We start from the raw sequence: 26,775 nt of genomic DNA, 5'->3' as shown, positions 1-26,775 counted from the left end.
TAGCTTCCTATTTCAAAAAAATTCAGGGTCAAAATACCTTCAACCCTGAATGTATTTTTTCCGTTTTTCCCTCGACAACCGCTCGGGACATGTTCACTTCCCGCCAAATTGGGAAGCTCGTAGTGCATTACACCTTGATCTCTACTTCAACTCCACTTGGCAATTCAAGTTTCATCAAAGCATCGATGGTCTTAGAAGAAGACGAATAGATGTCCAAAAGACGCTTGTAAGAGCTCAATTGGAATTGTTCGCGTGACTTCTTGTTCACGTGTGGTGAACGCAATACAGTAAAGATCTTCTTGTGTGTTGGTAATGGAATTGGTCCAGTTACAACAGCACCGGTACTCTTTACGGTCTTTACGATTTTTTCAGCAGATTTGTCTACCAAATTGTGATCGTAAGATTTAAGTTTGATTCTTATTTTCTGACTCATCTGTTGAATATTATACGTTAGCAGTTCCTCTAGCGGCAGCGATCACTTCTTCTGAGATGTTAGAAGGAGTTTCTGCATAGTGAGAGAATTCCATGGTAGAAGTCGCACGACCTGAAGATAGGGTACGCAAAGTAGTTACGTATCCAAACATTTCAGAAAGTGGCACCTCGGCCTTAACAACCTTAGCTCCTGCGCGATCTCCCATGTTGTTTACTTGTCCGCGACGACGGTTCAAGTCTCCAACAATATCACCCATGTTCTCTTCCGGAGTAATTACTTCCAACTTCATGATCGGCTCTAGGATCACAGCACGTGCAGCCTTAGCAGCAGCTTTGTAACCTAGTTTTGCAGCCAATTCGAAAGAAAGTGAATCCGAATCCACCGGGTGGAAAGATCCATCCTTTAAAGTAACTTTCATCGAATCCATTTCGAAACCAGCCAAAGGACCGTTCTTCATAGCTTCTCTGAAACCTTTCTCTACAGCTGGAACGTATTCTTTTGGTACGTTACCACCTTTGATCTCGTTAACAAACTCAAGACCAGTTTTGGTTTCGTCCTCAAGAGGCTCCATAGTAAATACGATATCTGCGAACTTACCACGACCACCAGATTGCTTCTTGTAAACCTCTCTGTGATCTGCTTTCGCTGTGATAGCTTCTTTGTACTCTACCTGAGGCTGTCCTTGGTTTACTTCAACCTTGAACTCACGTCTCAAACGATCTACAATGATATCCAAGTGAAGCTCACCCATACCAGAGATAATGGTTTGACCTGAAGCCTCATCAGTACGCACTGTAAAGGTCGGATCCTCTTCTGCCAATTTAGACAAGGCCATACCTAGTTTATCTACGTCTGCCTTAGTCTTAGGCTCAACCGCGATACCGATTACCGGATCTGGGAAGTCCATACTTTCTAGTACGATTGGGTTTTTCTCGTCAGATAGGGTATCACCAGTTTTGATGTCCTTAAATCCAACAGCTGCTCCAATATCACCAGCTTCAATATATTCGATAGCGTTCTGCTTGTTCGAGTGCATTTGGTAAATACGAGAGATACGCTCTTTCTTACCAGAACGGTTGTTCAATACGTAAGAACCTGCATCCAAACGTCCTGAATAAGCTCTAAAGAATGCCAAACGACCTACGAAAGGATCGGTAGCGATCTTAAAGGCAAGGGCCGCAAACGGCTCCTTAACATCAGGCTTGCGAATTTCTTCTTTATCAGTATCAGGGTTCATCCCTACAATACCTTCTTTGTCTGTTGGAGAAGGCAAGTAACGACAAACAGCGTCCAATAGGAACTGAACACCTTTGTTCTTAAATGCTGATCCACAGATCATTGGAATGATACTCATATCCATTACAGCAGCACGTAGTGCAGCGTGAACTTCTTCTTCAGTAATGGAGTTTTCGTCTTCCATGAATTTCTCCAAAAGGTTCTCGTCGTAAGCAGCAACTTCTTCAATAAGTTGTCCGCGCAACATAGCAGCCTCTTCTTTCAATTCTTCTGGAATGTCCACTACGTCAAAAGTAGATCCTTGTGTTTCATCGTGCCAGATAATGGCGCGGTTCTTTACAAGGTCAACGATACCTTTAAAGTCTGCCTCATCACCAATGTTCATTACAATTGGCACTGCGTTAGACTTCAACATGTCTTTTACCTGCTGACATACCGCCATAAAGTTTGACCCTTGACGGTCCATCTTGTTTACAAAACCGATACGTGGTACTTTGTAGTTGTCTGCTAAACGCCAGTTGGTCTCAGATTGAGGCTCAACTCCGTCTACCGCAGAGAACAAGAATACCAAGCCGTCAAGTACACGTAAAGAACGGTTTACCTCTACAGTAAAGTCAACGTGACCAGGAGTATCGATGATGTTGAAGTGGTAGCCCTTAGTATCTGGAGTTGGCTTCCCGTTCTCAAGTGGGAAATTCCAAGTACAAGTGGTTGCAGCAGAGGTAATTGTAATACCACGCTCCTGCTCTTGCTCCATCCAGTCCATGGTTGCAGCACCATCGTGTACCTCACCAATCTTGTGACTAACACCGGTATAGTATAGGATACGCTCAGTCGTAGTGGTTTTACCCGCATCAATGTGAGCGGCGATCCCGATATTTCTAGTGAATTTTAAATCTCTTGCCATTTTATTTCTTAGAATCTAAAGTGTGAGAATGCTTTGTTTGCTTCTGCCATCTTGTGCGTATCAACGCGCTTCTTAACAGCAGCTCCTTCTTCCTTAGCCGCAGCTAGGATCTCTGCAGCCAATTTCTGAGCCATTGACTTCTCATTACGCTTACGCGCATAAAGAATCAACCACTTCATAGCTGTAGAAACCTTACGGTCTGGTCTGATTTGCATTGGGATCTGGAATGTAGCTCCTCCCACTCGACGGCTACGCACCTCTACGTGAGGCATAACGTTTGAAAGAGCATCCTTCCAAAGCTCAAGAGCCGTTTTTTCGTCGTCTTGTTTTTTCTCGTCAACGATGTCGATCGCGTCGTAGAATATCTTGAACGCCACTGACTTTTTACCGTCCCACATCAAATTGTTCACAAAACGTGTAACCAATTGATCATTAAACTTTGGATCTGGTAAAAGCGGACGTTTTTTTGCTTGTCTTTTTCTCATGTCTTCGCTTTAACGGGTGTTAATTTACTTCTTTGGGCGTTTCGCTCCGTACTTCGATCTACGTTGTAGACGGCCTTCAACACCAGCGGTGTCAAGTGCCCCACGTACAATGTGATAACGAACTCCCGGCAAATCTTTTACCCTTCCTCCTCTAACCAATACTATCGAGTGTTCTTGTAGATTGTGTCCTTCTCCAGGGATGTAGGCGTTCACTTCCTTACCGTTGGTAAGACGCACACGAGCAACCTTTCTCATCGCTGAGTTAGGTTTCTTAGGTGTGGTAGTGTACACACGAGTACATACCCCTCTTCTTTGAGGGCACGAATCCAAAGCAGCCGATTTGCTCTTCTTGGTTATTTTGGATCTTCCTTTTCGTACTAATTGTGAAATTGTTGGCATAAAATCCTTTGTTATACTTTTTTAAAATCTAAAAGGCCCTTTTTAAGGGCATGCAAAGGTAGAAATAAAATTCTAGTATTCAAACGTATACTCTGTAATTTTCAAATCCTTATAATTTGGCGACCCTATTTATATGAAAAAACCTTCACTTGCGTTAGATTTACAGAGATAATCCGAGGCATTTTGAACCGATTTTTAAAGCGCGCTTTATACCTTAATATATATATACTATACTGCGGATTGGCTACAGCCCAGAATTTTACATTGGAGCTAGAGGTCAGTCCGGAGCCCGAAACAGAGCAAGTCAAATCCCTCTTCAACCAGTTAACTTACCCAGACTTGGCCAGCATGTCCTCTGCTGCGGATACAGCCGCAAGCTATCTCAGAAAATCCGGCTACATCAATCTAAACTACCAAGCCCCTATAGCAAAGACTGACTCGATCTTTGTCGCAACCTACAACTTAGGAGAACAGATCACTACCCTCAAAATAAACCACAGCTTTTCTGGCATACCCATAAAAGATCTCAAACGTCTTTTCCCGGCCGTAAGCGATACATTGATAACACTAGCCTTTGAAGATCTGGAAACAGGCATGCAAATGCTAACCGACTACCAAAACAGTTTGGGCAATGCCTTTGCAACTGTTCAACTGGTAGATCTCGATCTGGAAGATCCACAAACTATGACCGGCACCTTGAGCGTCAGCTCCGGCACAAGCAGAACTTTAGACAAGATCGTAATCAAGGGTTATGAGAAATTCCCAAGATCCTACCTCAAGTATTTCGCAGGGATCAAAACCGGAGGGGTCTTTGACAAGAGAAAACTCCTCAAGAATTACGAGGCAATTGAGAGCTTGCCATTTGTGACTAGTTCCAAAGCACCGGAAGTGCTGTTCCGTCCAGACAGTACAGAAGTTTACCTTTATCTCAAAAAGAGATCGAGCAATAGCTTTGACGGGATCTTAGGTTTCGCCAATAGCGAATCAGACTCCAAGATCATCTTTAACGGATACCTAGACCTGGAACTTCGCAACAACTTGAATTTTGGAGAGGAGATTAGACTCAATTACAAAAGCGACGGCCGCGATCAGCAGAACTTTAGAGTAGCCACCTCCTTACCTTATTTATTCAAGACGCCCTTGGGAGTAGATTTAGAACTCTACATCTTTAAACGCGATTCAAGTTTTGTCACCGTTGAACAGAAAGCACAACTACACTATCAGATCAACCCAAGGTTACGAGCACTTGCAGGCTACACCCATTACGAATCCAACAACTTACTAGACGACTCCCTTACCGCCGCCACAATTGCAGACTACACCTCTGACTTTGTTTTGGTCGGACTGCAATATCAGATCCCACAACCCAGCCTGCTCTTTCCGAACAAGACGCGCTGGGAACTCAAGGGTCAATTTGGAAACAGGAGCGCCGCCATGACCAGTGATCAAGTCAAGGTGAGCTTTGACGGCTTCTATATCTTTGAACTCAATGAAAACAATTCGGTATTTATAAGAAATACCACAGAGACCCTTATTAGCGACAACTACCTCACCAACGAACTCATGCGCTTTGGAGGGATCACCTCTATACGAGGCTTTGACGAGAACAGCATTGACGCCCAGCTGTATTCGGTTCTCAATACTGAATACCGCTATTTAATCAACCCAGGACTCTATGTTCACAGCATAGCAGATGTTGGATATTTGGAAAATGAGCTCAATCAGACCCAGGAAGAATTGATAAGTTTTGGAATTGGACTCGGATTTTTATCTAAAGCAGGGGTTTTTAAGATCAATATTGCAAACGGAAAAACAGGTGCTCTTCCCTTCTCATTTTCGAACACGAAAATACACCTCAGTTTACGCTCAAATTTTTAGGAAAACCCCCTTAACACAAGGGTAACAATAACCTTAAAAAAAAGTAAATTTTAAGTATAAAAACTTGTGTAATTAACTTTTTATTGTGATTTTTGGCATTGGCTAATTCAAATAAATTATAAAAATGAGAACAAAGTTTAGTGGAATTTTAACGCTATTCATGGCGTTTGTAGTGCAACTGACGTTCGCACAAGACAAAACAATCACGGGTAACGTGACCGATGATACCGGTTTACCATTACCTGGGGTTAACATTATTGTAAAAGGCACCGCGACTGGAACTCAATCTGACTTTGATGGTAATTATAGCATCGGAGCATCAGTTGGACAGACGCTTGTCTACAGTTACGTAGGTTTTACTCAACAGGAAATCGCAGTAACTGCAAGTACATCTACTGTAAACGTACAAATGGTACCAGGGACCGAGCTTGAAGAAGTATTGGTAGTTGCCCAAGGTATCAAGCGTGAGGCTAAGGCCCTAGGTTATGCGGTAAGTACTGTTGAATCAGCAGATATCGAACAACGTACAGAAGGTGACGTTGCTCGTGTGCTTTCTGGTAAAGCATCTGGGGTACAGATCACTTCTCAGAGTGGTACTTCTGGATCTGCAACTAACGTAGTAATTCGAGGATACAATTCGATTACCGGTAGTAACCAGGCATTATTCATTGTAGATGGTGTACCATTCTCAAGTGATACTAACGCCCAAGGTAACTTCCTTAACGGTAACGTCGGTTCTTCTCGTTTCCTAGACTTAGATCCAAATAACATCGAAAGCGTAAACGTACTTAAAGGTCTTGCAGCAGCAACACTTTACGGTACAGCTGGACGTAACGGGGTAATTGTAATTACTACCAAGTCTGGTGGCGGTGGAGCAAACAAATCAGCTAAGAAGACCGAAATCACAGTTAGCCAATCGTTCTTCGTAAACGAAATTGCTTCTCTACCTGATTACCAAGACAAATACGGAAACGGTTTCGACCAATCTTTCGGATGGTTCTTCTCTAACTGGGGTCCTTCTTTCAACGCTGATGGTGTTGACGGATACTTGAATGACCCAGCTGGTTTGATCGACGCTCAAGGAACATTGCGTCACCCTTACGATTCTTCTGCATTCTTGAACAACCTTAACGGTGGTGACAACGAATTGAGAAATCGTTTTGCTGGTGTACGTTACGAGTGGAGACCTTACAACAGTGTTGAGAACTTCTTCCGTACTGGTGATGTAGTAAATACTTCTATCAACATCCGTGGTAACTCTGACGATGGTAAGCTTGCTTACAACGTTAACTACGGTCACCTTGATGAAACAGGATTTACACCAGGAAACAACATTCGCAGAAATACTCTTGCAGTTGGTGGACGCGCACAGCTTACTAACAACTTCACAGTATCTGCTACTTTGAATTTCTCTCGTAACCAAGTTGCATCTCCTCCAGTAGCGGCCTCTCGTGGTAACGGTACTTTAGGTTTCTCTACTTTCGCGAACGTATTCTTTACTCCGCGTTCTGTAGACTTGATGGGACTTCCTTACACTATTCCAGAAACCGGTGGATCTATCTACTACCGTAACGGTAACGATATCATCAACCCACGCTGGACTGTTGAGAACGCTGGTTCTACTCAGTTGACAAACCGTGTATTCGGTACTGCTCAACTTCAGTATGACTTTAGCGACAACTTGAACTTACTATATCGTGCTGGTGTTGACTTCTACAACGAGCGTAACACACAGTACTCTAACAAGAATGGTGTAAACTTCAACCAAGCAATCTTTGGTCAGTACATCACTTGGGACAACAACGTACGTATCTGGGATCACTACTTGACATTGAGTGGTGACTATGACATCACTGACGATATCGGAATTACTTTTACAGCTGGTGCAACTAGCCGTTCAAGAAACTTCGATCAGCAAGGTGTTCAGTCTGACGGACAAATTGTATTTGGCGTTCTTCGTCACTTCAACTTCTTGACTCAGACTCCAATCCAGAATACATCTTTCAGAAACATTGTTGGTGTATTTGCTGAAACTTCTCTTGACTACAGCGACTGGGCGTTCTTAACGCTTTCTGCTCGTAATGACTGGGTTTCTAACTTACCAACAGAAAACAACAATCAGTTCTACCCATCGATCTCTGCATCGTTCCTACCAACTGCTGCATTCCCTTCTATTCGTTCATCTGAATGGGGACTTAACTACTTGAAGTTACGTGCAGGTCTTGGTACTTCTGCTGGATTCCCAACTGGATTCCCAACAGTACAGAACTTGAACCTTGCCATCAACGTAAACGGTGGTGCTAACGGACCTGTTACAACTAACGCGATCAGCGGATTCCGTGCAAACCCAGACTTGAAGCCTGAACTTATCTCAGAATTCGAAGTTGGTTTTGACTCTCGTTTCTTGAACAACCGTGTTAACTTGAACGTTTCATACTTCGACCGTTCTACCGAAGACCTTATCGTATTTAAGCCATTGGCTCCTTCTTCTGGATTTACTCAGACTCAGGATAACATTGGTAAAGTTGAAGGTGACGGATGGGAAGTTGACTTAAGCGTAGACTTATTTAAGAGTGATAAAGAAGACGGATTCAACTGGAATTCTCGTGTTAACTTCACACAGAGTGAGCAAATCGTAACTGAGCAAGAAGAAGATCAAATTCTTTTCGCTGGTTCTACTGCTGCTTTCCTAGGTGCTAACGCCGCTATCCGCGGAGAGCAATTAGGTGTGATCGTTGGTACTCGTATTCTACGTGATGACGCTGGAAACTTCGTAGTAAACAGTGCTGGTAACTATGTAACTGAAGATCAAGTTGTACTTGACGACGGTCGTCAGATTACTCCTATCATTGGTAACCCGAACCCGGATTACGTAATGAACTTTATCAACACCTTGTCTTACAAGAACTTCAACCTAGGATTCCAATTCAGCCATACTAAAGGTGGAGATATCGCATCTTCTACTATCGCAGTATTGCTTGGACGTGGTTTGATCGTTGAAACTGAGGATCGTGCAAATACCTTTATTTTACCAGGTGTTAGCCAATCTACAGGACAGCCAAACGAAATCCAGATCAACAACTCGCAGTACTACTTCTCGAACGTATTGTTCGGACCAAAAGAACTGCAGGTTTACGATGCTTCTGTTATTCGTTTGCAAGAAGTTTCTTTCGGATACTCAGTTCCAAAGAAATGGCTAGAAAAAACACCATTTGGTTCACTATCAGTAACAGCAAGTGGATTCAACCTTTGGTATGATGCTTACAACACACCTGACGGAGCGAACTTCGATCCTAACGTAGCTGGTGTTGGTATTGGTAACGGACGTGGATTTGACTACATCAACGGTCCTTCATCAAGAAGATACGGTTTGAGTATTAAAGCATCATTCTAATTATAATCTCTTAATTTAGTTATGAAAACAATCTATAAAATCTTTTTACTTGCGTTAATCTCGAGTGGGACCTTGTTCTACTCTTGTGAGACGACCGAGTTGGAACAACTTGTAAGTCCGAACGCAATCTCGCCAGAACAGGCAGACCCGGATCTGTTACTTAACACCATTCAGCGTGCTTACGTAACAAATGCTATCACTTTCAACGATCGTGGTGCAGAATTGACTCGTATCGACTACATGTTCGGACGTGACTACTTCGCTAACTACAACTCTTCTACCTTTGACGGTGTATGGAGTCGTTCTTACAGTAGCATCTTCGCGAACATCAACATCATCGAAGCTCAAAACGAAGCTGATGGTGGTGGTCTAGAGTTCCACTTAGGTGTTTCTAAGGCTCTACAAGCGCACACTTTGATGATGCTAGTAGACTTCTTAGGTGATATTCCTTTCAGTGAAGCACTTAATCCAGATGAGTTCCCTAACCCAATGCTAGACGACGATGCTTCAGTTTACGCTGCTGCTCGCGCTATGTTGGATGAGGCTAAAGCTTACTTCGCTGGAGCTAGTGTAGGTACTGCTACAGATTTCTTCTACGGAGGAGATACTGACGCTTGGGTTGCAATGGTAAACACATTGATCATGCGTCACGCTTTGACTACAGGAAACATTTCTGAATTCAACGCTATCGTATCGACTGGAAACTTTATCAACGATTCTTCTCTTGATTTCGAATTCAAGTACGGAACTCAGTTGCTAAACCCTAACACTCGTCACCCAGACTATAATGCAGACTATACAACTTCTGGTGCCAACATCTATCAGTCAAACTGGTTGATCTGGACTATGCAAGAAGCTGATAAGACTGACGGTTCTGATGATGATCCACGTATCCGTTACTACTTCTTCCGTCAGGTTGATTGTACTCCTGGTGCATCTTGTGACCCTGCAGGAAACGGTGAGACACTTCAGTGTTCTCTTCAGACTCCTCCAGCACAATACGCTGCTCTTGGAATTCCAGCTTGTTTCTTAGAAGATGGTTACTGGGGACGTTCTCACGGTAACGATGAAGGAACTCCTCCAGACAACTTTACACGTACTGCTGTAGGTGTATATCCAGCTGGTGGTTTATTCGATGACAACCGTTTCAATGGTCTTAACCAAGATGTTGGTGGACTTGGAGCTGGTATCGAGCCTATCATCCTTGCTTCTTACGTAGATTTCTGGAGAGCTGAAGTAGCTCTTGCTGGTGGTTCTCCTGGAGCTGCTGCCGGATTCGTAGAAGCTGGTCTTACTAAGTCTATCGCAAAAGTTCAGTCTTTCGGAGAATTGGATACTACTCGTGACACTTCTTTCGAGCCAGACGCAACTACTGTATCTGACTTTATCGCTGCTAAAGCTGCTTTGATCACTGATACTTCAGATGATTCTTGGAACGCTCTAGCTGAGCAATTCTTCGTAACCATGTATGGTGGTGGTGCGGATTCTTACAACTTCTACAGAAGAACAGGATATCCAACTACTGTATTCCCTAACCTTGATCCAAACCCAGGTGTATTCCCAAGAACTTTCTTGTATCCATCTGTTGAGGTTATTGCGAATCCAAACATTACGCAGAGACAAGACAACAATACTCAGGTATTCTGGGATACTCAGCCTGCTGGGCCTGCTTTCCCTCCTGCTAACTAATTGAAAAAAAATTGATAAGAATGAAAAATCTATTAAAATTTGCCGCACTAGGAGCTGTACTCGTTATGGGTACAACTTCTTGTGAGCAAGACTCAAACAATACGATTGATCAGGTATTTGACGGTGTGACGTCTGGTGCGGTTCTTAGAACTATCGCCATTACGTCTAACGAACTTCCTTTAGGTTCTACTGACGCTGTCTTCTCTGTTGAAATCGAAGAGCAAGATAACCAAGGTGGTGCACTTTTAGAAAGTGTTGACGCATACTTGACTTTTGCGGACGGTTCTGCTGACGAAGGTGATTCTTCTGCTGCAACTACCGAGGAAGTATTTATCCGTAACATTCCTGCAAGTGAGTTCTCTCCAGGTCCATTTGGACTTCCAAGAACTACTTACACCTTGACTCTTACTGAAATGCTAGCTGCTGTTGGTCTTGAGCCAGACGCTATTTTCGGTGGTGATACTTTCACTACTCGTTTCGCGTTGAACCTTACTGACGGTCGTACATTCTCTGTAAACAACGCTGGTGGTATCATCACTGGTGGATTCTTTGCTTCTCCATTCCAGTATGTTACTCCTGTAGTATGTCCTGTAGGTGAAGAAGAGTTCCTTGGACCATACCAAATTACTAACGGTGTACCAGGTGTACTTGACTTCAACGTATTTGAAGAAGGTGGAATCGTTGAGTTGTACTTCCCAGAAGGTGGTACTTCTGTAGATCGTGCTTTCGACTACGTGTACCTTCCAGACGCTGGTGTAGGTCAGGATCCTGTTGATTTCGCAATGCAGTTCATCTGTAACACAGTTGTGATTCCACCAGGACAGAACTCTGGACTACAGTGTTCTTCTGGTCTAACTATTGGACCATCACCTGACGGTGCATTAGGAGAGTACACTACTGGAGATGATTCAGTATTCATCATCCGCTTTACTGATAACTCAGACAGCGACTGTGGTGAAGCTCCTAGAGCAGTATTCGCTACGCTCACTAAACAATAAGATTCTCACTTATTATATAGAAAAAGCTGCCTTTCGAGGCAGCTTTTTTATTTTTGCCCTATGGAAGAACAAGTCAGTAGAATTTACGGAATACACGCTTTAGAAGAAGCTTTGAATGCAGAGATGAGCATTGCCAAGGTATTCGCACAATCCAATCAGCAGCATCCAAAAGTTAAAGCACTACTAAACGAATGTGCAAAACAGGGCGCTACGATTTCTTACGTGCCGATGGAGAAACTTCAAAAGCTAGCTAAAGGACGTAATCATCAAGGCATAGTCGCCAATATTGCCCCGGTGAGTTTTGTGAGCCTCGAAACAATGATTGCAAACGCTACTTCTAACGAAAAGGCTCCCCTATTTCTACTACTAGACCAGATCAGTGATGTTCGTAATTTTGGCGCTATTATAAGATCTGCAGTGGCCGCAGGGGTCAATGGAATTGTCATCCAGAAAAAGGGAGGTGCTCCTGTAAATGCTGACGCTGTTAAAACCTCTGCAGGTACTTTATTCAAAATTCCAATCTGTAAGGTAGATCATATAAAAGATGCGCTTTTCCACTTTCAGGCAGAAGGCATTCCTATCATCGCAGCTACCGAGAAAGGAGATCAATCTGTGTATGACACGGACCTAAAAGGTGGTTTTGCACTTATTATGGGATCAGAAGGTAAAGGGATCAACCCCTCTGTATTGAAAATGGTAGACACGCAAGTTCATATCCCTATTGCAGAAGAGGTCGATTCACTCAATGTGGCAGTAGCTAGCGCAGTGATCTTGTTCGAAGCGCAACGACAGCGATTGGCCTAATTAGCACTTTTATCTTCGGATGGTTTATAATTGTAGTTGACCTGAATCTTTTCAGCAGCTTCTACCTCCTCTTCTATTGACTCAGGTTCATCGGGAACAAAATTACCCTGCTCGTCAAAGCGTCTCATAAAAGGATCCTTAGTGGGATCAAACTCTGGATGTTCCCAAGGATAATGATAATCTCGTACTACCCCACTTTTGACGAATCCGGCAAAGACAAAGCCCACAAAGAATCCAGACAAATGCCCTTCCCACGAAATCTTGGGGTCGATCGGGAATACATACCACAACAATCCACCATATAAGAACACTACTATCAAAGAAAGTGCGATAAGCCTGTAGTAGCCGCTAAAGACCCCTTTAAAGAACAAGAAACTCACCAGCATATACACTACACCGCTCGCCCCTATATGAAATGCAGGGCGCCCTATTAGCCAAGTGCCTAAACCAGACAGTACAATACCCCAGAATAAGACTTTCCATGCAGCCTTAGGGTAGAAATAGAATAAGAACCACAGCAGTGCTACCAACGAAATACTATTGTTGGTCAAGTGGCTGAGGTCTTTATGGATAAAAGGTGTCAAGAAGATCCCTTTCAATCCTTCTGCAGTTCTTGGGTACACACCCAAGCTTCTCAGATTCAAGTCAAAGCGCAGGTCTGCCCAAAGGGCTATCCACAAAAGCATAACAAGACCTACAGCAATGGCTATCCGCCGGAATTCAAATACAGAAGGATACTCTATTTGTCGCATACTCCTAAAGTATCAAAAATTTAGCCATGAATTCCCTGCTGCTAAATTGTCACTTCTTGAACTAAAACGTATTTTTAAAGCATGAATGCACCCTTGGCAGAACGCATTAGACCCAGAACGCTGGAGGACTATATTAGTCAGCAACATTTGGTTGGACCAGATGGGGCGCTGACCAATCAGATTAAGCAGGGAGTGCTACCATCGTTGATCCTTTGGGGACCACCCGGAACTGGAAAGACTACCTTGGCCACCATAATTGCCAATACTGTTGAACGTCCTTTTTTTAAGCTGAGTGCAATAAGTAGCGGCGTTAAAGATGTTCGTGAGGTAATCGCAAGAGCAAAAAAAGAAGACGGCCTATTCACGACTAAAAATCCGCTGCTCTTTATAGACGAGATCCATCGTTTCAGTAAATCACAACAAGATTCACTTTTGGAGGCTGTGGAGAAAGGATGGGTCACACTCATTGGTGCCACAACAGAGAATCCGAGTTTCGAAGTAATTCCGGCCCTTTTATCGCGTTGTCAGGTCTATGTGCTGAATGCTTTCTCTAAAAACGATTTAGAAGCGCTTTTAAAGCGTGCAATAGCTCAAGACGATATACTTAGTCAAAAAAAGATAAAACTGCAGGAAACAGAGGCTATGATGCGCATTTCTGGAGGTGATGCCAGAAAGTTACTCAACATACTCGAATTGGTCGTGGCCACTGCCACCACAGAGCCAATAGTGATCACCGATGATCTTGTAACCCAAAAGGTGCAACAGAATGTAGTTCGCTATGACAAAACCGGCGAACAGCATTACGACATCGTTTCAGCTTTTATTAAATCGATAAGAGGTAGCGACCCTAACGCCGCCGTCTATTGGTTAGCGAGAATGATAGAAGGTGGTGAGGATGTTAAATTCATCGCACGCAGAATGCTTATCCTAGCTTCTGAAGATATTGGCAATGCCAATCCTCAGGCTTTGATGGTCGCCAACAATACATTTCAAGCCGTAACGGTGATCGGTTACCCTGAAGCTCGTATCATACTCTCACAATGCGCGATCTATTTGGCAACCTCAGCCAAGAGCAATGCCTCTTATGTAGCCATAAATGAAGCACAACAAGCTGTTAGAAATCAAGGAGACCTCTCTGTTCCGCTATCTATTCGCAATGCCCCAACCAAGCTCATGAAAGAACTAGGGTATTCAGAAGGTTATCAATACGCGCATAATTACGAAGGCAATTTTGTGCCGCATCAATTCTTACCAGAAGAACTTAGCGACTTCAATTTCTACAGGCCGGGAAACAACAAACGCGAAAGAGCGCTCAAGGAATACCTAAGTCAATTGTGGAAAGACAAATACGAGTTCTGATCTAGGATCCTGAATATTCGTAAACCGCCATAGAAGCATTATTTCTCCCTACCAGGATCAAGGTTTTACCACTGCCTTTGTGATTCACCGTTTTTATAGATTTAGCATCTCCTTCTACATAGAAGGCTGCTGGCCCAGCCAAGGTTTTCATTGCCCCGTTTTGAGACTGAATGATAAGCCCGGTTCCCATATCCATACGCGGTGTTTCTACCTCCGTATTGTAAATATTCCCGACAGCGATGAATTCCGTTTGATCGTCACCGTTTAGATCGAGTGAAACACCTCCAAGTATTGGAGCAGTTTGTGCAAAGGCCGGCAATTCTTCAAGTTTATAAGTTCCAGAACTCGTGCTTAGCAAAACCATGGAGTGAAATTGATTCACCTCTCGCTGATAGGCATCATTAAGCTTAGCACCGTAGATATCCTGCAAGGACGCATTGGCAAATGACGCATAGGTCTCGAATTTCTGAGCAATGAAAGGCATTTGCTGAGAAGAACACTCCCTACCGCGAACGGGTACGTCTCTACCGTTATACTTGGAACTCAAAACCAGATCAAAAGTGCCATTATCGTCAAAATCGTGTCCATATACTTTTAGCGGGCTCTCGTTGGTAGCTTTGTATTTACTATTCACGCCGAGGTTACCCAAGATATAATCTGGTTTTCCATCTGCGTTGATGTCTGTTTCACTAACAGAGAACCACCAACCCTTGTTTTGGTCCAAACCTGCTACAGCAGTGTAGGGTTCAAATACACCTTGATTGTTTCTAAACATCTTTACAGCATCCCATTCTACAGCAATGATCAGATCGGACCAACCATCGGCATCGAAATCTGTGACCAGAATATCATTGACCAAGCCTAGACCGGCCGCCGCCGAAAAGCTACTATTGTCTGCAGGGGTGAAATGCCCTGCCCCATCATTATTGAGCAAATAACTCGGAGCCGCTTGCGGATAATGCTGTGGCATCAAGCGGTTGCCAACTAGCAGATCCATATCGCCGTCTTTGTCATAATCCAATGCAGCAACAGCTTGCCCGCTGTGGGTCAATCCATCTAATCCGGAGTCTACACTTTTAGAAAAACCGCCCTTACCGTCGTTGAGATACAAGCGATCTGCATACCTTTTAGAACCTTGTGCAAAGGCGTTGCCTCCGCTGACCACATAAAGGTCAAGGTCTTGGTCGCTGTCTGCATCAAAAAAGATCGCCTTGAGGTCTTCAGATCCGGCATCGGTTGTAAAAGCCGGAACACGTACACGACTAAAACCTGTAGCAGTTTGTTTAAAAAGTTGGCCCGCCTGTCCTGCAGCGCCTCCGACAAAAACATCCTCCAAACCATCGCCGTTAACATCCGCAGTAGCTATAAAAGGACCCATAGTAGATTGCTTATACGGCAAAAGCACTTCCAGACTAAAATCGTTATAATCGTTCTCTTGATGCGAGAAATCCAGGCCGTAATTCGATGCGGAAGCTTTGATCATGGCTGGCGGGGTTTTCATATTCCCTGCAGCTTCTGTTGCTTCGGATTCTTTAAAAGTCAATTTACTGTTGGCCGCTACATTTTTGCGAACCTCTTGCTTTCCACTGGGCCAAACTACTTTAACCTCCGCGGCAGTAGCGTCCTGCCCTATCCCAAAAGTCGCCGTTTGTGTTGTTGCAGAAAGATAACCTCGAACACGCTTTGCCTCTATAAGTTGCGTGTTACCATTTTCCTGTGTGAGATACACCTGAGGGAAAGCCTCAGAGAGCAGCCCTTGGGTCTCCACACTGATAAAGTTGTTCAGTCCTCGCTCTACAGCTGTATTCTTATAAACAAAGGCCGTCTCGTCGATGTTGTTCACCACCAATTCCAAGTCGCCATCGTTGTCTAGATCGGCATAGATAGCACCGTTCGAGAAGGACGGATTGGCCAAGCCCCAATTGTATGCTTGATTCTCAAAGGCCAGTTCACCCTTGTTCCAGAACATGATGTTCGATAGCTTTTCTGACGGCATAGCATCGTAAAGCTGTTTCTTGATCTCCACGGGTACCTGCCCCGCATAGGCCTGTTGCACTTCTGCAACCTGTCTGCGCAGATCATTGTCTAAAGCGTAGCGTCTGTAACCGTTGGTCACATAGACGTCTTTGTTACCATCCAGATCGTAATCGGTTATAAGCCCTGCCCATGACCAATCGGTCTTGGCCATTTTGGTTTGCTGGGCCACGTTTATAAACTTCGCATCGCCCTGATTGAGCTGTACGCTGTTGTACATGTACTGATACGGCATGTCGTAAGTGTCCACCAAAAGTGAAAAACGCGCCTCGTTCATAGAGGCCATCAATGTCTTGGAACGGATATGATCACTAGAGGCCATATCGAGCACAAAAATATCCTTCAGGCCGTCGTTGTTCAGGTCGTCTATATCAACCCCCATTCCGTAAAAAGATACCTGCTTGGTGGTCTCCTTAACTTGGTTTTTAAAGGTCCCATTACCTTGATTGATATAAAGCGCGTCTGGCACATAATAATCGTTGGCAATGTAGATATCTAGCCAACCGTCTTGATTGATGTCGCTTACACTAACTCCTAAACCAAATGAGGCGGTCAGTACTCCAGCTCGATCGCTAACATCTGTGAATTTACCACCGTCGTTGCGGTATAGGTGAGTGCTGCTGTTATACAAATTCTCCTTACTCTTATCTATGGTCGCGTAGAATCGCTGCGGATCCAAGCCGTAAAATTCATTCTCGTTAGAGACTACACAATCTAGGTCTCCGTCTTTGTCGTAATCAAAGAATACCGCTTGGGTGCTGATCCCGTTATCGTTAAGGCCATAAGCCACGGCCGACTCTTGGAACTTAAAATCTCCTTGGTTGATAAAGAGTAGATTCTGACGATCTTGCCTTTGTTTTGGCCCTCCTTGACTCACATAAATGTCTAAAAGACCATCTTGATTCACATCTGCAACGGTAACTCCGTTTGCCCAAACCTTCCCTTTGTTTATACCTGCTTTCTCGCTTAGGTCTTCAAACTTTAGTCCGCCAAGGTTCTTATAGAGCTTATTGGGTTGCTGATTTCCGGCAAAGAAAAGATCTTGCAGCCCGTCGTTGTCAAAGTCGGCGACAGCCACTCCTGCCCCATTGTAGAAATAGTCAAAATTAAAGAGGTTCTCCATGGTGGATACATCGTCTACCAAGGTATTGGCAAAGTCGATTCCAGTTTCACTTGAGGGCAATAGCTCAAAGAGTCCCTTTCTAGCTTCTTTGGCTTGATCTTTCTCTTTTTTTACTGCCGATGTTGCGGTGTCTTTTTCTGACTTGGCATCCTTTTCGTCACAGGCGATAAAAAGGAAACTCAAAAAAACTGCACATATAATTCCGAGTTTTGACATTACCTACTGTTTTGGTTTGAACAACATGCTGATGGTCTGCTCCAGCCCTTCTATGGCTCGTTCCAGTCTAAAGGCCTTATTGCCTTCGTAGCCCATTCCGGTGAATTGCGTTGTATTTACTTTGTAAACGTTCGCTTCTTGAGTAGGTTCTGCCGTACCGATCTGCTCGCCTTTATACAGCACCTGATAAACACGACCTTTTTTGATCAGTTCGTAGTCTTTATAAACCAAATGAATCACCTTAACGGCTTCTATCACCTCCGCATCAAGCTCACCTTGTAGCTCGATAGCTACTGGCGCCTCCTCTTGGACTTCAACTTCAACTTCTGCCGCCTCTTCAGTTTCAACCTCAGTTTCCTCCTCGTCTGGCTGCTCCACCGTGTCTTCTAGCACAGATAAAGGCAGTTGTTTTACGTTCAAGGCCGCGATGGCTTCAAAGGCTTCTCTAACTGCTCCGTGATAGGCCTTGCGATAGTTCTTGTCCTTGCTCTTCCCTTCTGGGGAGGTGAATAGTACTTCTCCGTAGCAATCCTTAATACTGATCTGCACCTTGGTATGCATAAAATTCTCTATTCCTTGCACATCGGCATAAAGTCCTTTACAAGGCTGCTTCTTTAGTGCCAGCGGCAGCTCATCTCCGATATAGGCGTTAAAGCCGTGCTTTTTAAATAAGAATCGCACCAAGGAATTCACCTGGTATTGATCTTTTCCTTTTAGGAATTCAAACTGATCGGGAACAAAGATGTAATGATAGTCGTGAATGCTTTTTTGCGCACTGCTGAGCGAGCTGAAAAGAATTGCCGCGATCAGTACGAGAAATCGTAGTTTCATTCAGAAGATAATTTAAGATTTAGCCCTACTTGCAAAGATACATTTTTTGCCCTTGCAACATTGCCATATCTCAAAATGTTATCGACTGTAAAATAGAAGTTAACGGGGCCAATATCCGCAGCAAAACCACCTCCTAAATTGCTGGCTGAATATTCATCGACCGTATAAGCGACCTTGGCCGATAAAAAACCGGTAAGTCTGCGATAATAGAAAGCAGAAAGCGCCATATGTGGTCTACGCGGTCTGATCACACTAAAGAATTGCAACCCCAGTCGCTCTCTAAAGCGGGTGCTTCCCTTATTGAGACAATTACATTCCTCACCTTCTCCAAAGGTTCCAAAACCATAGGATAGCGCAGCATTGATCTTTGTTGGACGCAGTTGTATATATCCATTAGATATAGTATCTCTAGGAATTGAAGCGTCTAGGTCGTCTGTCAGGTTCCGATAATAGTCCAAGGTCCTTTGTCCGTCGCTCAAGGGTGGGAATATAAATTCCACGCCATCCAGCACATAGTCTCCAGCTGCAGTATATCGTTTTACATCATTACTGTGATATACAAATCCTAGATCTAGAATACTGGCATCGAAGGTCCAGTTTCTGTCCCAATCGTAACTGATCCCAAGATCCACTCCAAGGCCTAAGTTTCCACCCAACAAAGCCCTTTTGGTCGCTTCTCGACCTGGGCTTCCGGCCTCAGAAATAGCATCGATACCCGAGGTTCTTACTTCTATATCGGCATTACTAATTATATGCTGATAGATGTTGAGCGTTCCGGGATTCTCTGTAGTTAAAAAGCTACCGCGATTTGCAGTTGAGCTGACATGGGCAATGTTCGAATACAATTTTGCACGCGCTCCAACCCTGAGGTTCTTATTAAACTGCCTGCTGATTCCAACATGGTATACCATAAGCACCTCCGAAGTAACACTGAGTTGCCCCAAATCAAAGCTGCGGCCTATATAATTGCGATTGCCTTCCCAAGCCAAGACGGCTAGGTCCTCTGGAAAATAAGCCAAAACATCGAGCTCCTGATAAAGCCCTGCAGAGAGGTAATCTCCTTTTTTATTTCGCCAACCAGCGCTCAGTATTTCTAACTGTTGGTTCACAGTAAAGAAATCGCGGAAATCCATATTATTTATAGCGGTCGTTATGCGCTGATTGATATCTGTGGAAGACTCTTGAAAAATATCGTAGGCAGAAACACCGCTTGACCCACCGTGCAGATAGAATTGCGACAAGAGGGGAATTCCGGCATGGAAATCCTGAGGCATGTCGGCAGCGGGATTTACCAGCAACGACTGGGGTATATCCTCATACCCAAAAACAATGGTCTTATTCTGAGCTACCAAGCCTGCTCCCATCGGCAGGAACAATAAACAACACAATAATTTTCGCATGATCTAATACTCCAGGAAGTAAGCGGATTTAGATTGTAGGTTCAATGTTCCTTCCAGAGCCTCAACAGATTCTGGACTAGACACACTGATCACCACACGAGAAGAATTGGTCAAAGCTTGCAGCTCTTCTGTGGTTTCGAATATTTCGATATGCTCAGTGATAACGGGGGCGCCTACAGAACCGGCCGCTATTGGAATACCAAATTGGTATTGCACTTCGTTAGCCAGGGTCATGAACTCTACCTCTAGCTCGAAATCGCGGGGGATACTGTTAGTAAGTCTAAAGAAAACCTCGGCTCGCACCAAAGATTCTCTTATAAAGCTGTCGTCAAGAAACCGAATATTAGTGGTATCGGTAACCTTAAAGCTGTCCCCCAATTCGCCAGCTGCTTCAAACATGGAAGTGTCTACAGTAAAATACACCAAATCCAGTTCGTATTCCGGACTCAGGGTAATCTGATCTGCTTGTTCAAAGTCCGTGTCTCGAATACAAGAACTCAGAACACAACACAAAACGAGAAGAAAAAAGATTTTCGGTCTCATGGGCGTAGGTTTGGGGTTGCCTAAATATACAACGCTTTATAGAATAGCGTATTGCCTTAGAGATGGTTTTTAATAGCATCTAGCGAGTTCACAGCGATTCGCCCTTGCGCTACGTCTTGATTCCTGTAGTTGAAAAAGATGGTTTTAAAACCAACAGCTTCTGCGCCAAGTATATCGGCTTCGAAACTATCGCCTATCATCATAGAGGTAGTAGCTGTTACACCGGCAAGCGCTAAAGCATGCTCAAAAACCTTGGGGTTCGGCTTTTTAGCCCCCACGTCTTCTGAGGTAGTCACTGTTTCAAAAAAATGAGCGATACCAGAATTTTGGATCTTTCTGTGTTGTACGCCATGAAAACCGTTAGTTATTAGATGCAGTCTGTAGTTGGGCTGCAAATACTCCAACAGTTCTGTGGCGCCATCAAAAAGATAATTGTCTTTGGGAAGTTCCTCTATATATTGCTCCGCCATGGCATCTATTGTGTTTAACGGATAGCTGAGCTCGAACTGCGCAAAGGCATCTCCTAAACGACCGCGTCTTAAGGCTTGCTTTTCGATACGTTCTTCGCGATACAGTCTCCAATACTGTAAATTAATGGGCTCATAGACCGCTAAGAAATCTTCCAGCTGTAACGGAATTTCAAAGGTTTTGAAAACACGCTCAAAAGCCAGCCCTGAGTTCTTGTCGAAATCCCAAAGGGTGTGGTCCAGATCAAAGAAAATGTCAGTGATATTTCGGTTATTCATCAGCTTAGTCTTTGCGTATAAATGTTGCGCCAAAATCGATTTTCAAAACTAAGGGCAAAGGTATCGTTTTGCAAGAGGGTTGTTAAAAGGCCCCCAACAGCTTCTAATTGCGAACTGTATCTTTGGATCAGCTCCTCTATCTGTTCTTGGTTGAGCTCCTCCACAGCGCTGTGTGCTATACAATAGGGAACCAAGCGCAAGGGGGTTTGTACTTCAAAATCCAAATCGTAGAAATAAAATGGTCTGCTTGTACCCGCTCGAAACCCTGGGGTCTCGGTATAACCCATGGAATAATTTGCCGTGATCTCCAGATCTACTAGAGCTCGCAATATTTCTGGAATGTTCAATACCCCGGAGGCATTGATACTCGATTCCACTGGCCGGTTCGTTATAGTTTCCAAACGCCGTTTTTCTTCTTTGAGCTGAGCAAAATCGGCTAAAGCGCGATGCGAGATACGCAAGCCGACAGGTGCATAATCTGCTGCGGATTTTATAAGGCTTCGATAGGCCTTTTTGTGATGAGAGATGTTGTAGTCGTCTAAGGAATAATCTCCGACCTGAAAAAAGCAGCGATAGCTGGCTCCAGATTTCTTGCTCTCCTCTGCCAACCATTGAAAGGTATTGTGCGGATCCTTGCTTAGCAACAACAACACCCGCGTACGGTGGGCAATAGCGCGAAAACGCAGACGAAACAGATCAGAAAAATAGCCGAAGAAGCTCCTTAAAAAGCCTTTATCCTTGTATTTAAAGGCCATAGGAACATCTATCAAATTCTCGGTTGTAAACTCGGGGAGTTTGTATTTTATGTCGGGAAAGACCTCTATTAGTGCCCTTAGGAATTTATGTGCCCAAATATCTACAACAGGCTGGTGTAAAAACTCGGAGCGAGCTGCCAAACTTGCTGTGGCGGGATAACGTCCCATGCTGTCTTTTACATGAGGCAGATACTCTTCATAGCGACTCAACAAATAAAAACTGGCCGCAAAAATATCGAAGGGCAGATTACTGTCTACGGAAGTTGGAAAAAACCCAACGGTCTCTTCCCAGGGCTTTACCCTGATCTCCACATCGGCGACGCCCTGCTCAAATAATAGCTCGTGACTTTTTACAAAAAAAGAGCTGCCTTGTCCACTTGGACCATACCAGATCTTGGGGCCGGCATGGGCCACAAAAGGCGGAATCTCAGAGGTAAAAGAGATCTCCATCCCCAGCAGACGCGTACAGATATGCTTAAAGATATACGTGAGTCTGGGACTGGTTTTAGGACAATAAATAAGCAGTGAATCCAAAGGCTACAATAGGTGTTTGTCTGCAAAGCTAAAGTACGCTTTTTCGGTCACAATAAGATGGTCTAGAACGGTGATGTCTATACTTTTGGCCGCCTTTACGATCTTTTGTGTTAGCGCAATATCGGCTTGACTGGGTTTGAGTGTCCCGGAGGGATGATTGTGAACCAGGATGATCCCAACCGCCTTGGCCAAAAGGGCCTTCTTAAGAATTATACGCACGTCTACCAGAGTACCCGTATACCCACCACTACTGATCTTACAACGCGACAGTACCCCATGCGCATTGTTTAGAAAAAGCACCCAGAATTCCTCATGGTCCAAATGCCCTAATAAGGGTTCCATACAATGATAGGCTACCGCACTGCTGTTGATCCGCAGGGGTTTTTCTTCGGATGGGAAACGGGCTCGCCGCCCTAGTTCAAAAGCAGCTACAACAGCCGCCGCCTTGGCCATTCCCACACCAGAGATCTGGCAGAGGTCGGCCACACTAGCTCTACTTAATTTTTCTAATTTATGAGCGGTAGTATCTAAGACTTGGGCCGCCAGTTGTATGGCAGAGCCGCTTGCGGTTCCAGAACGCAGCAGTAGCGCCAGTAGTTCGGAATTTGATAAATCTTGCGCCCCACGCAATTGCAGTTTTTCACGAGGTCGCTCGCTTGGCGGACGATCCTTTACGCGCCTTAAACTATGTTTTGATGTCAAACTTTTAGGTATCTTGTGGGAAGAAACCACCTAAATGCAAGCTAATGAATTCTTTGTTCGATGCTGAAGCCTATCAAGAGATAAAGACACGAATTGATAAATTAACACCAGAAGCTGCTAACCAATGGGGCAAGATGAACCCAGCGCAGATGCTGCATCACTGTCAATTCCCACTTAAAACAGCGCTTAAAAGCGAATATCAAAAACCCAAGGTGTCGCTAATGGCTCGTTTGTTCAAAAAATCAATGTACAGCGATAAGTCATGGCGTAAAAACCTGCCTACACCCAAACGATTTAAAGTCTTAGAAGAAAAAGATTTTGCCGCCGAAAAGCAGACCTTAAACGAACTTATAGACGCCTTTCACAACAGAAAGGAACAACAAGAGTGGAATCCGCACCCCATGTTCGGACATTTTACGCAGGAGCAATGGGGCAAAATGCAGTACAAGCATTTAGACCACCATTTGAAGTCCTTTGGGGTTTAGCGCCTATTTGACCACCACTTTTACTGCAATTGGCACATAATCCAAGTTGTCTGTACGTGTGAGCGCGTCACCGTCTTTGTACACCAAAACAGACTCGAACCTACCCTTGGGGATTTGCTCCAACAGTTCCACATTGCTAGAAAATAGCTCAGCAGACATGTTGGGAACCTCTGCGGTGTAGGTAGTATCGACAACATAACAGTATTGCAACTGTCGATTCTTTTTGGTCCACTCCAGGCGAAAACTTTTGAATGTTTTATCGGAGATCAGCGTATCGCGAATACCACTAGGGGTAAAATCGAATTTATATTGTTTAGACCTGCGTGATCGACTCAGATTTCGCCGTTTTAAAACAATAGTAACTTCTGTCTGATCAAAAGCAGACCAAGCCATGGTGGAGTAATTATACCAGCCTTCCTTGTTATCTATCATGGTGAGTACCACCTCATCGTTCTCTAAATCTATTTGGAGGTAGAGCTGATAGCTATTGTCTTGACTATTGATCGCCATATAAGACTTAGAAGGATAGCCTTTGGCAGCAATAGGTGTTACGTAATCAATGGCGAGTAAATCGAATTCGTAAACACGCTCTTCTTGAGCCGTGATAGTCCCACTGAACAACAAGAAAACAATTAACGCTCCTATTAGTCGCATCTAGTAAAGTGATTTTAGGCGCTCAAAATCTAAGCCTCCATAATTCCCAGAACTCATCAGCAATAAATTCTTAGCGCTGAGATCTTGGCCAAATAAAAATTCTTGAAAATCCTCTGGATCTGTAAATATTTTAAGATCACTACGCTGGAAAGCCGCTTCAATTTGAGCAGCAGATACCGGCGCCAATTTCTTGATCTCCACTGCATGTGGGCTATAAAATACCGCGGCCTCATCCGCAGCATCTAAAGCACCTTTGTACTGAGCTAGGAATTCTGGGGTCAAGCTGCTGTAGGTATGCAATTCTACACAAGCTAATAGCGTTCGGTCCGGATATTGCCCTTTGAGTGCTTTGGTGGTAGCTTCTACCTTAGAAGGCGAATGCGCAAAGTCTTTATAGGCCACTGCGGATTTAGACTTTGCCACCAGCTCTAAGCGTTTGCTAGCTCCTTTAAAAGTGGAAATGGCTTCGTAAAAATCTTCTGCATCAACCCCCATGAGTTGACAGATCCAACGAGCACCTTCTAAATTACTTAAGTTGTGTTTGCCAAATATCTGTAAGGGCATAGGGCCGTCTGGTGTATGCAAAAGGGTTTCTCCGTCTTCTACTTCGTAGTCTGGCGTGCGGTACGGATACTTTTTAATGGGCTGGGTACAGGCTTCTACAACAGCTTTTACCTGCTCGTCCTCTTCGTTATAGACAATGGCTCCTCCGGGAGTGATCTGCTCTAAAAAGATCGCGAACTGTTCCACGTAATTCTCAAAGGTTGGAAAAACGTTGATATGATCCCAAGCAATACCGCTCAATAAAGCGATGTTGGGTTTATAAAGGTGAAACTTAGGCCTCAAGTCTAAGGCAGACGAAAGGTATTCGTCTCCTTCTAGGACCATAAAATCGTTGGCAGGGTTCAGTGAAACCATCCGATCAAAACCTTCTAATTGGGCGCCAACCATATAGTCCACATCTTTCTCAACATAGTCCAATACATGTAAGATCATGGAAGTAATAGAAGTCTTGCCGTGGGAACCTCCAATGACAACACGTGTCTTGTATTTAGACTGCTGGTACAGAAACTCTGGATAGGAAAAAATTGGAATCCCCAACTCTTTGGCTCTTAACAGTTCCGGATTGTCTCCCTTGGCGTGCATCCCTAGAATGATCGCTTCTATATCTGGAGTGATCCGAGCTGCATCCCATCCAAAACTGTCTGGCAAGAGGCCAGCAGCTTGCAGGCGGGAATAAGAGGGTTCAAAGATCTCATCGTCGCTACCAGTGACCTGATCGCCCTGATGATGTAAAGCTAAAGCGAGATTGTGCATGGCGCTTCCGCCAATGGCAATAAAGTGTACGCGCATTTGTCAAATTAAAAGGTAAAGATAAGCATCCGCAGCTAAGAATTAGCAGCAAGCCATCTGATCGATCACCAAGGCTTCTTTGCGGGCTTCTTTAAAATCAGCTCGCGAGGCCAAAGCCTTGTCTATCCATTGCTTGGCTTGGTCTTTATCTCCTAGGTTTCTGTAGATCTGTGCCAGGCGATAATAGGCCCAATCCTTGGGCACACCGTCTTTTACCGTATAGTTCTCTATGTATTTCACCAAACAGTTAATACCCAGCTCCGGATTGATATTATAGGTTGCAGCGATCTTCCCGATCTGATAGTGTAAACGATTATTGTTGTGAGCCAGTAAACAGGCTTGACTGGTCTCTAGGGCTTTCTTCCCTTCGCCATGAGCCTCGTACAGATCTATGAGTTTGTTGTAAGTAAGCTCGGAACCGCCCACTTCTATGGCCTTCTTATAGGCCTTTTCTGCTTCTTGGAAATCTTTTTTATACTCAGCGATATAGCCTTTAGACAACCATCCATCTACTGGCGAAAGAGCAAGAAGTTCGTTCGCATATTGCTGGGCTTTGCGCTCGCTTCCACCCACTATACCGGGCAATTGCATATAGAATTCAACCAAAGCCCAACGCACATCGATGTGCTTCGGATCCAACTCCGCAGCAGTTATAAAAGCCGTCTTGATATCGCTCAACATTCCAAGGGCTTTGAATTTGTTAACAGAGAGCGCCTTCATGCCCATTGCACCTCCGTATTTGTAATGGTACTCTGCGTTCTGTGGTCTTTTCAGCGCGAGTTTTTCGTAAACCACTATGCTCTCGTCCCATTTTTCCTGATAACCCAAGGCGTCACCATAGAGTTCTTGAGCTTCTAAATTGTTAGGGTCGGTCTTGAGGTATTCTGCAAGAATGATTTCTGATTGCGCGTAGTTCTTTTGCTCAATGAGCTTTTGAGCACGCTGCAAAGCTGCTTGCCCAAAACATAGGCCGCTAGCAAGTAGGAAATAAATTAAGAGGGCGATCTTTCGCATAGCTCGACAAATCTATCACAAGTTTTTAAAACGCACTGTCTTTTTTACTTC

The 26,775-nt window shown here is 44.2% G+C and carries 22 protein-coding genes; 7 read left to right on the top strand and 15 right to left on the bottom strand.

All coding sequences use genetic code 11. The annotated features are described in order from the left end of the window. Nucleotides 1-127: 127 nt before the first annotated feature. Genes rpsJ through rpsL form a run of 4 tightly spaced genes read right to left on the bottom strand, consistent with a single transcriptional unit; the run spans nt 128 to nt 3,460 of the window. Nucleotides 128-433 carry a 30S ribosomal protein S10 gene (gene rpsJ, locus BTO09_RS09805; RefSeq protein WP_010181931.1) on the bottom strand — a complete coding sequence of 102 codons (306 nt, stop codon included), beginning with the start codon at nt 431-433 and terminating at the stop codon, nt 128-130. Between the two features lie 10 nt (nt 434-443). Next, the gene (gene fusA, locus BTO09_RS09800) at nt 444-2,576 is read right to left on the bottom strand and encodes an elongation factor G (protein ID WP_087524604.1); all 2,133 of its coding nucleotides are present in this window, start codon (nt 2,574-2,576) and stop codon (nt 444-446) included. 8 nt (nt 2,577-2,584) lie between these two features. After that, a complete protein-coding gene (gene rpsG / locus BTO09_RS09795; protein WP_087524603.1) occupies nt 2,585-3,061 on the bottom strand; it encodes a 30S ribosomal protein S7 in 477 nt (158 codons plus the stop codon). Nucleotides 3,062-3,085: 24 nt separating this feature from the next. Next, nucleotides 3,086-3,460 carry a 30S ribosomal protein S12 gene (gene rpsL / locus BTO09_RS09790; protein ID WP_087524602.1) on the bottom strand — a complete coding sequence of 125 codons (375 nt, stop codon included), beginning with the start codon at nt 3,458-3,460 and terminating at the stop codon, nt 3,086-3,088. Between the two features lie 183 nt (nt 3,461-3,643). Between rpsL and BTO09_RS09785 the strand changes: the two genes are divergently transcribed. The 5 genes from BTO09_RS09785 (at nt 3,644) to rlmB (ending at nt 12,223) form a co-directional block, all read left to right on the top strand. Then, nucleotides 3,644-5,338: a BamA/TamA family outer membrane protein gene (locus tag BTO09_RS09785; RefSeq protein WP_157663483.1), complete on the top strand. Its 1,695-nt coding sequence runs from the start codon at nt 3,644-3,646 to the stop codon at nt 5,336-5,338. Between the two features lie 124 nt (nt 5,339-5,462). Then, complete coding sequence (locus BTO09_RS09780; protein WP_087524600.1) at nt 5,463-8,732, top strand: SusC/RagA family TonB-linked outer membrane protein; 3,270 nt, start codon at nt 5,463-5,465, stop codon at nt 8,730-8,732. Between the two features lie 21 nt (nt 8,733-8,753). Beyond that, nucleotides 8,754-10,421, top strand: a complete 1,668-nt coding sequence (locus BTO09_RS09775) for a SusD/RagB family nutrient-binding outer membrane lipoprotein (RefSeq protein WP_087524599.1) — start codon at nt 8,754-8,756, stop codon at nt 10,419-10,421. Between the two features lie 20 nt (nt 10,422-10,441). Continuing rightward, on the top strand, nt 10,442-11,419 hold the full coding sequence (locus BTO09_RS09770; protein ID WP_157663482.1) for a hypothetical protein: 978 nt from the start codon (nt 10,442-10,444) through the stop codon (nt 11,417-11,419). A 60-nt stretch (nt 11,420-11,479) separates the two neighbouring features. After that, nucleotides 11,480-12,223: a 23S rRNA (guanosine(2251)-2'-O)-methyltransferase RlmB gene (gene rlmB, locus BTO09_RS09765; protein WP_087524597.1), complete on the top strand. Its 744-nt coding sequence runs from the start codon at nt 11,480-11,482 to the stop codon at nt 12,221-12,223. Here rlmB and BTO09_RS09760 read toward each other — a convergent pair. Beyond that, nucleotides 12,220-12,975 (bottom strand): rhomboid family intramembrane serine protease, encoded by a 756-nt coding sequence (locus BTO09_RS09760; RefSeq protein WP_087524596.1) that lies wholly within the window; start codon nt 12,973-12,975, stop codon nt 12,220-12,222. The genes rlmB and BTO09_RS09760 overlap by 4 nt on opposite strands. Before the next feature lie 81 nt (nt 12,976-13,056). On the opposite strand from BTO09_RS09760, the gene BTO09_RS09755 reads away from it, so the two are divergent. Beyond that, nucleotides 13,057-14,334 carry a replication-associated recombination protein A gene (locus tag BTO09_RS09755; RefSeq protein WP_087524595.1) on the top strand — a complete coding sequence of 426 codons (1,278 nt, stop codon included), beginning with the start codon at nt 13,057-13,059 and terminating at the stop codon, nt 14,332-14,334. A 1-nt stretch (nt 14,335) separates the two neighbouring features. On the opposite strand, the gene BTO09_RS09750 is transcribed toward BTO09_RS09755, so the two are convergent. From BTO09_RS09750 to radC, 7 genes are read right to left on the bottom strand one after another with little or no spacing between them, the layout of a single operon-like run. Continuing rightward, nucleotides 14,336-17,707 carry a VCBS repeat-containing protein gene (locus tag BTO09_RS09750; RefSeq protein WP_087524594.1) on the bottom strand — a complete coding sequence of 1,124 codons (3,372 nt, stop codon included), beginning with the start codon at nt 17,705-17,707 and terminating at the stop codon, nt 14,336-14,338. A 3-nt stretch (nt 17,708-17,710) separates the two neighbouring features. After that, nucleotides 17,711-18,538 (bottom strand): hypothetical protein, encoded by an 828-nt coding sequence (locus BTO09_RS09745; protein WP_087524593.1) that lies wholly within the window; start codon nt 18,536-18,538, stop codon nt 17,711-17,713. After that, nucleotides 18,535-19,938 (bottom strand): DUF5723 family protein, encoded by a 1,404-nt coding sequence (locus BTO09_RS09740; protein WP_157663481.1) that lies wholly within the window; start codon nt 19,936-19,938, stop codon nt 18,535-18,537. The genes BTO09_RS09745 and BTO09_RS09740 overlap by 4 nt, the downstream gene beginning before the upstream one ends. A gap of 3 nt (nt 19,939-19,941) precedes the next feature. Further along, nucleotides 19,942-20,481 carry a hypothetical protein gene (locus BTO09_RS09735; RefSeq protein ID WP_087524591.1) on the bottom strand — a complete coding sequence of 180 codons (540 nt, stop codon included), beginning with the start codon at nt 20,479-20,481 and terminating at the stop codon, nt 19,942-19,944. A 56-nt stretch (nt 20,482-20,537) separates the two neighbouring features. Continuing rightward, nucleotides 20,538-21,227 carry a YjjG family noncanonical pyrimidine nucleotidase gene (locus BTO09_RS09730; protein WP_087524590.1) on the bottom strand — a complete coding sequence of 230 codons (690 nt, stop codon included), beginning with the start codon at nt 21,225-21,227 and terminating at the stop codon, nt 20,538-20,540. Then, nucleotides 21,227-22,516, bottom strand: coding sequence for a hypothetical protein (locus tag BTO09_RS09725; RefSeq protein WP_157663480.1), 1,290 nt, complete (start codon nt 22,514-22,516; stop codon nt 21,227-21,229). Before BTO09_RS09725 ends, BTO09_RS09730 begins: the two co-directional genes overlap by 1 nt. A 3-nt stretch (nt 22,517-22,519) precedes the next feature. Continuing rightward, nucleotides 22,520-23,218: a DNA repair protein RadC gene (gene radC, locus BTO09_RS09720; protein WP_087524588.1), complete on the bottom strand. Its 699-nt coding sequence runs from the start codon at nt 23,216-23,218 to the stop codon at nt 22,520-22,522. A 44-nt stretch (nt 23,219-23,262) separates the two neighbouring features. Between radC and BTO09_RS09715 the strand changes: the two genes are divergently transcribed. After that, on the top strand, nt 23,263-23,703 hold the full coding sequence (locus tag BTO09_RS09715) for a DUF1569 domain-containing protein (protein ID WP_087524587.1): 441 nt from the start codon (nt 23,263-23,265) through the stop codon (nt 23,701-23,703). 3 nt (nt 23,704-23,706) lie between these two features. Here BTO09_RS09715 and BTO09_RS09710 read toward each other — a convergent pair whose 3' ends face one another. From BTO09_RS09710 to BTO09_RS09700, 3 genes are read right to left on the bottom strand one after another with little or no spacing between them, the layout of a single operon-like run. Beyond that, nucleotides 23,707-24,357, bottom strand: a complete 651-nt coding sequence (locus tag BTO09_RS09710; RefSeq protein WP_087524586.1) for a hypothetical protein — start codon at nt 24,355-24,357, stop codon at nt 23,707-23,709. Beyond that, nucleotides 24,358-25,710, bottom strand: a complete 1,353-nt coding sequence (murC, locus tag BTO09_RS09705; protein WP_087524585.1) for a UDP-N-acetylmuramate--L-alanine ligase — start codon at nt 25,708-25,710, stop codon at nt 24,358-24,360. Between the two features lie 42 nt (nt 25,711-25,752). Continuing rightward, complete coding sequence (locus tag BTO09_RS09700) at nt 25,753-26,724, bottom strand: lipopolysaccharide assembly protein LapB (protein ID WP_087524584.1); 972 nt, start codon at nt 26,722-26,724, stop codon at nt 25,753-25,755. Nucleotides 26,725-26,775: the final 51 nt, after the last annotated feature.

Origin of the sequence: Gilvibacter sp. SZ-19 (assembly GCF_002163875.1) — a bacterium.
GTDB lineage: Bacteria > Bacteroidota > Bacteroidia > Flavobacteriales > Flavobacteriaceae > Gilvibacter.
Note: the sequence above shows the minus strand (reverse complement) of the source record. Positions and strands in the feature narration are given on the sequence as shown.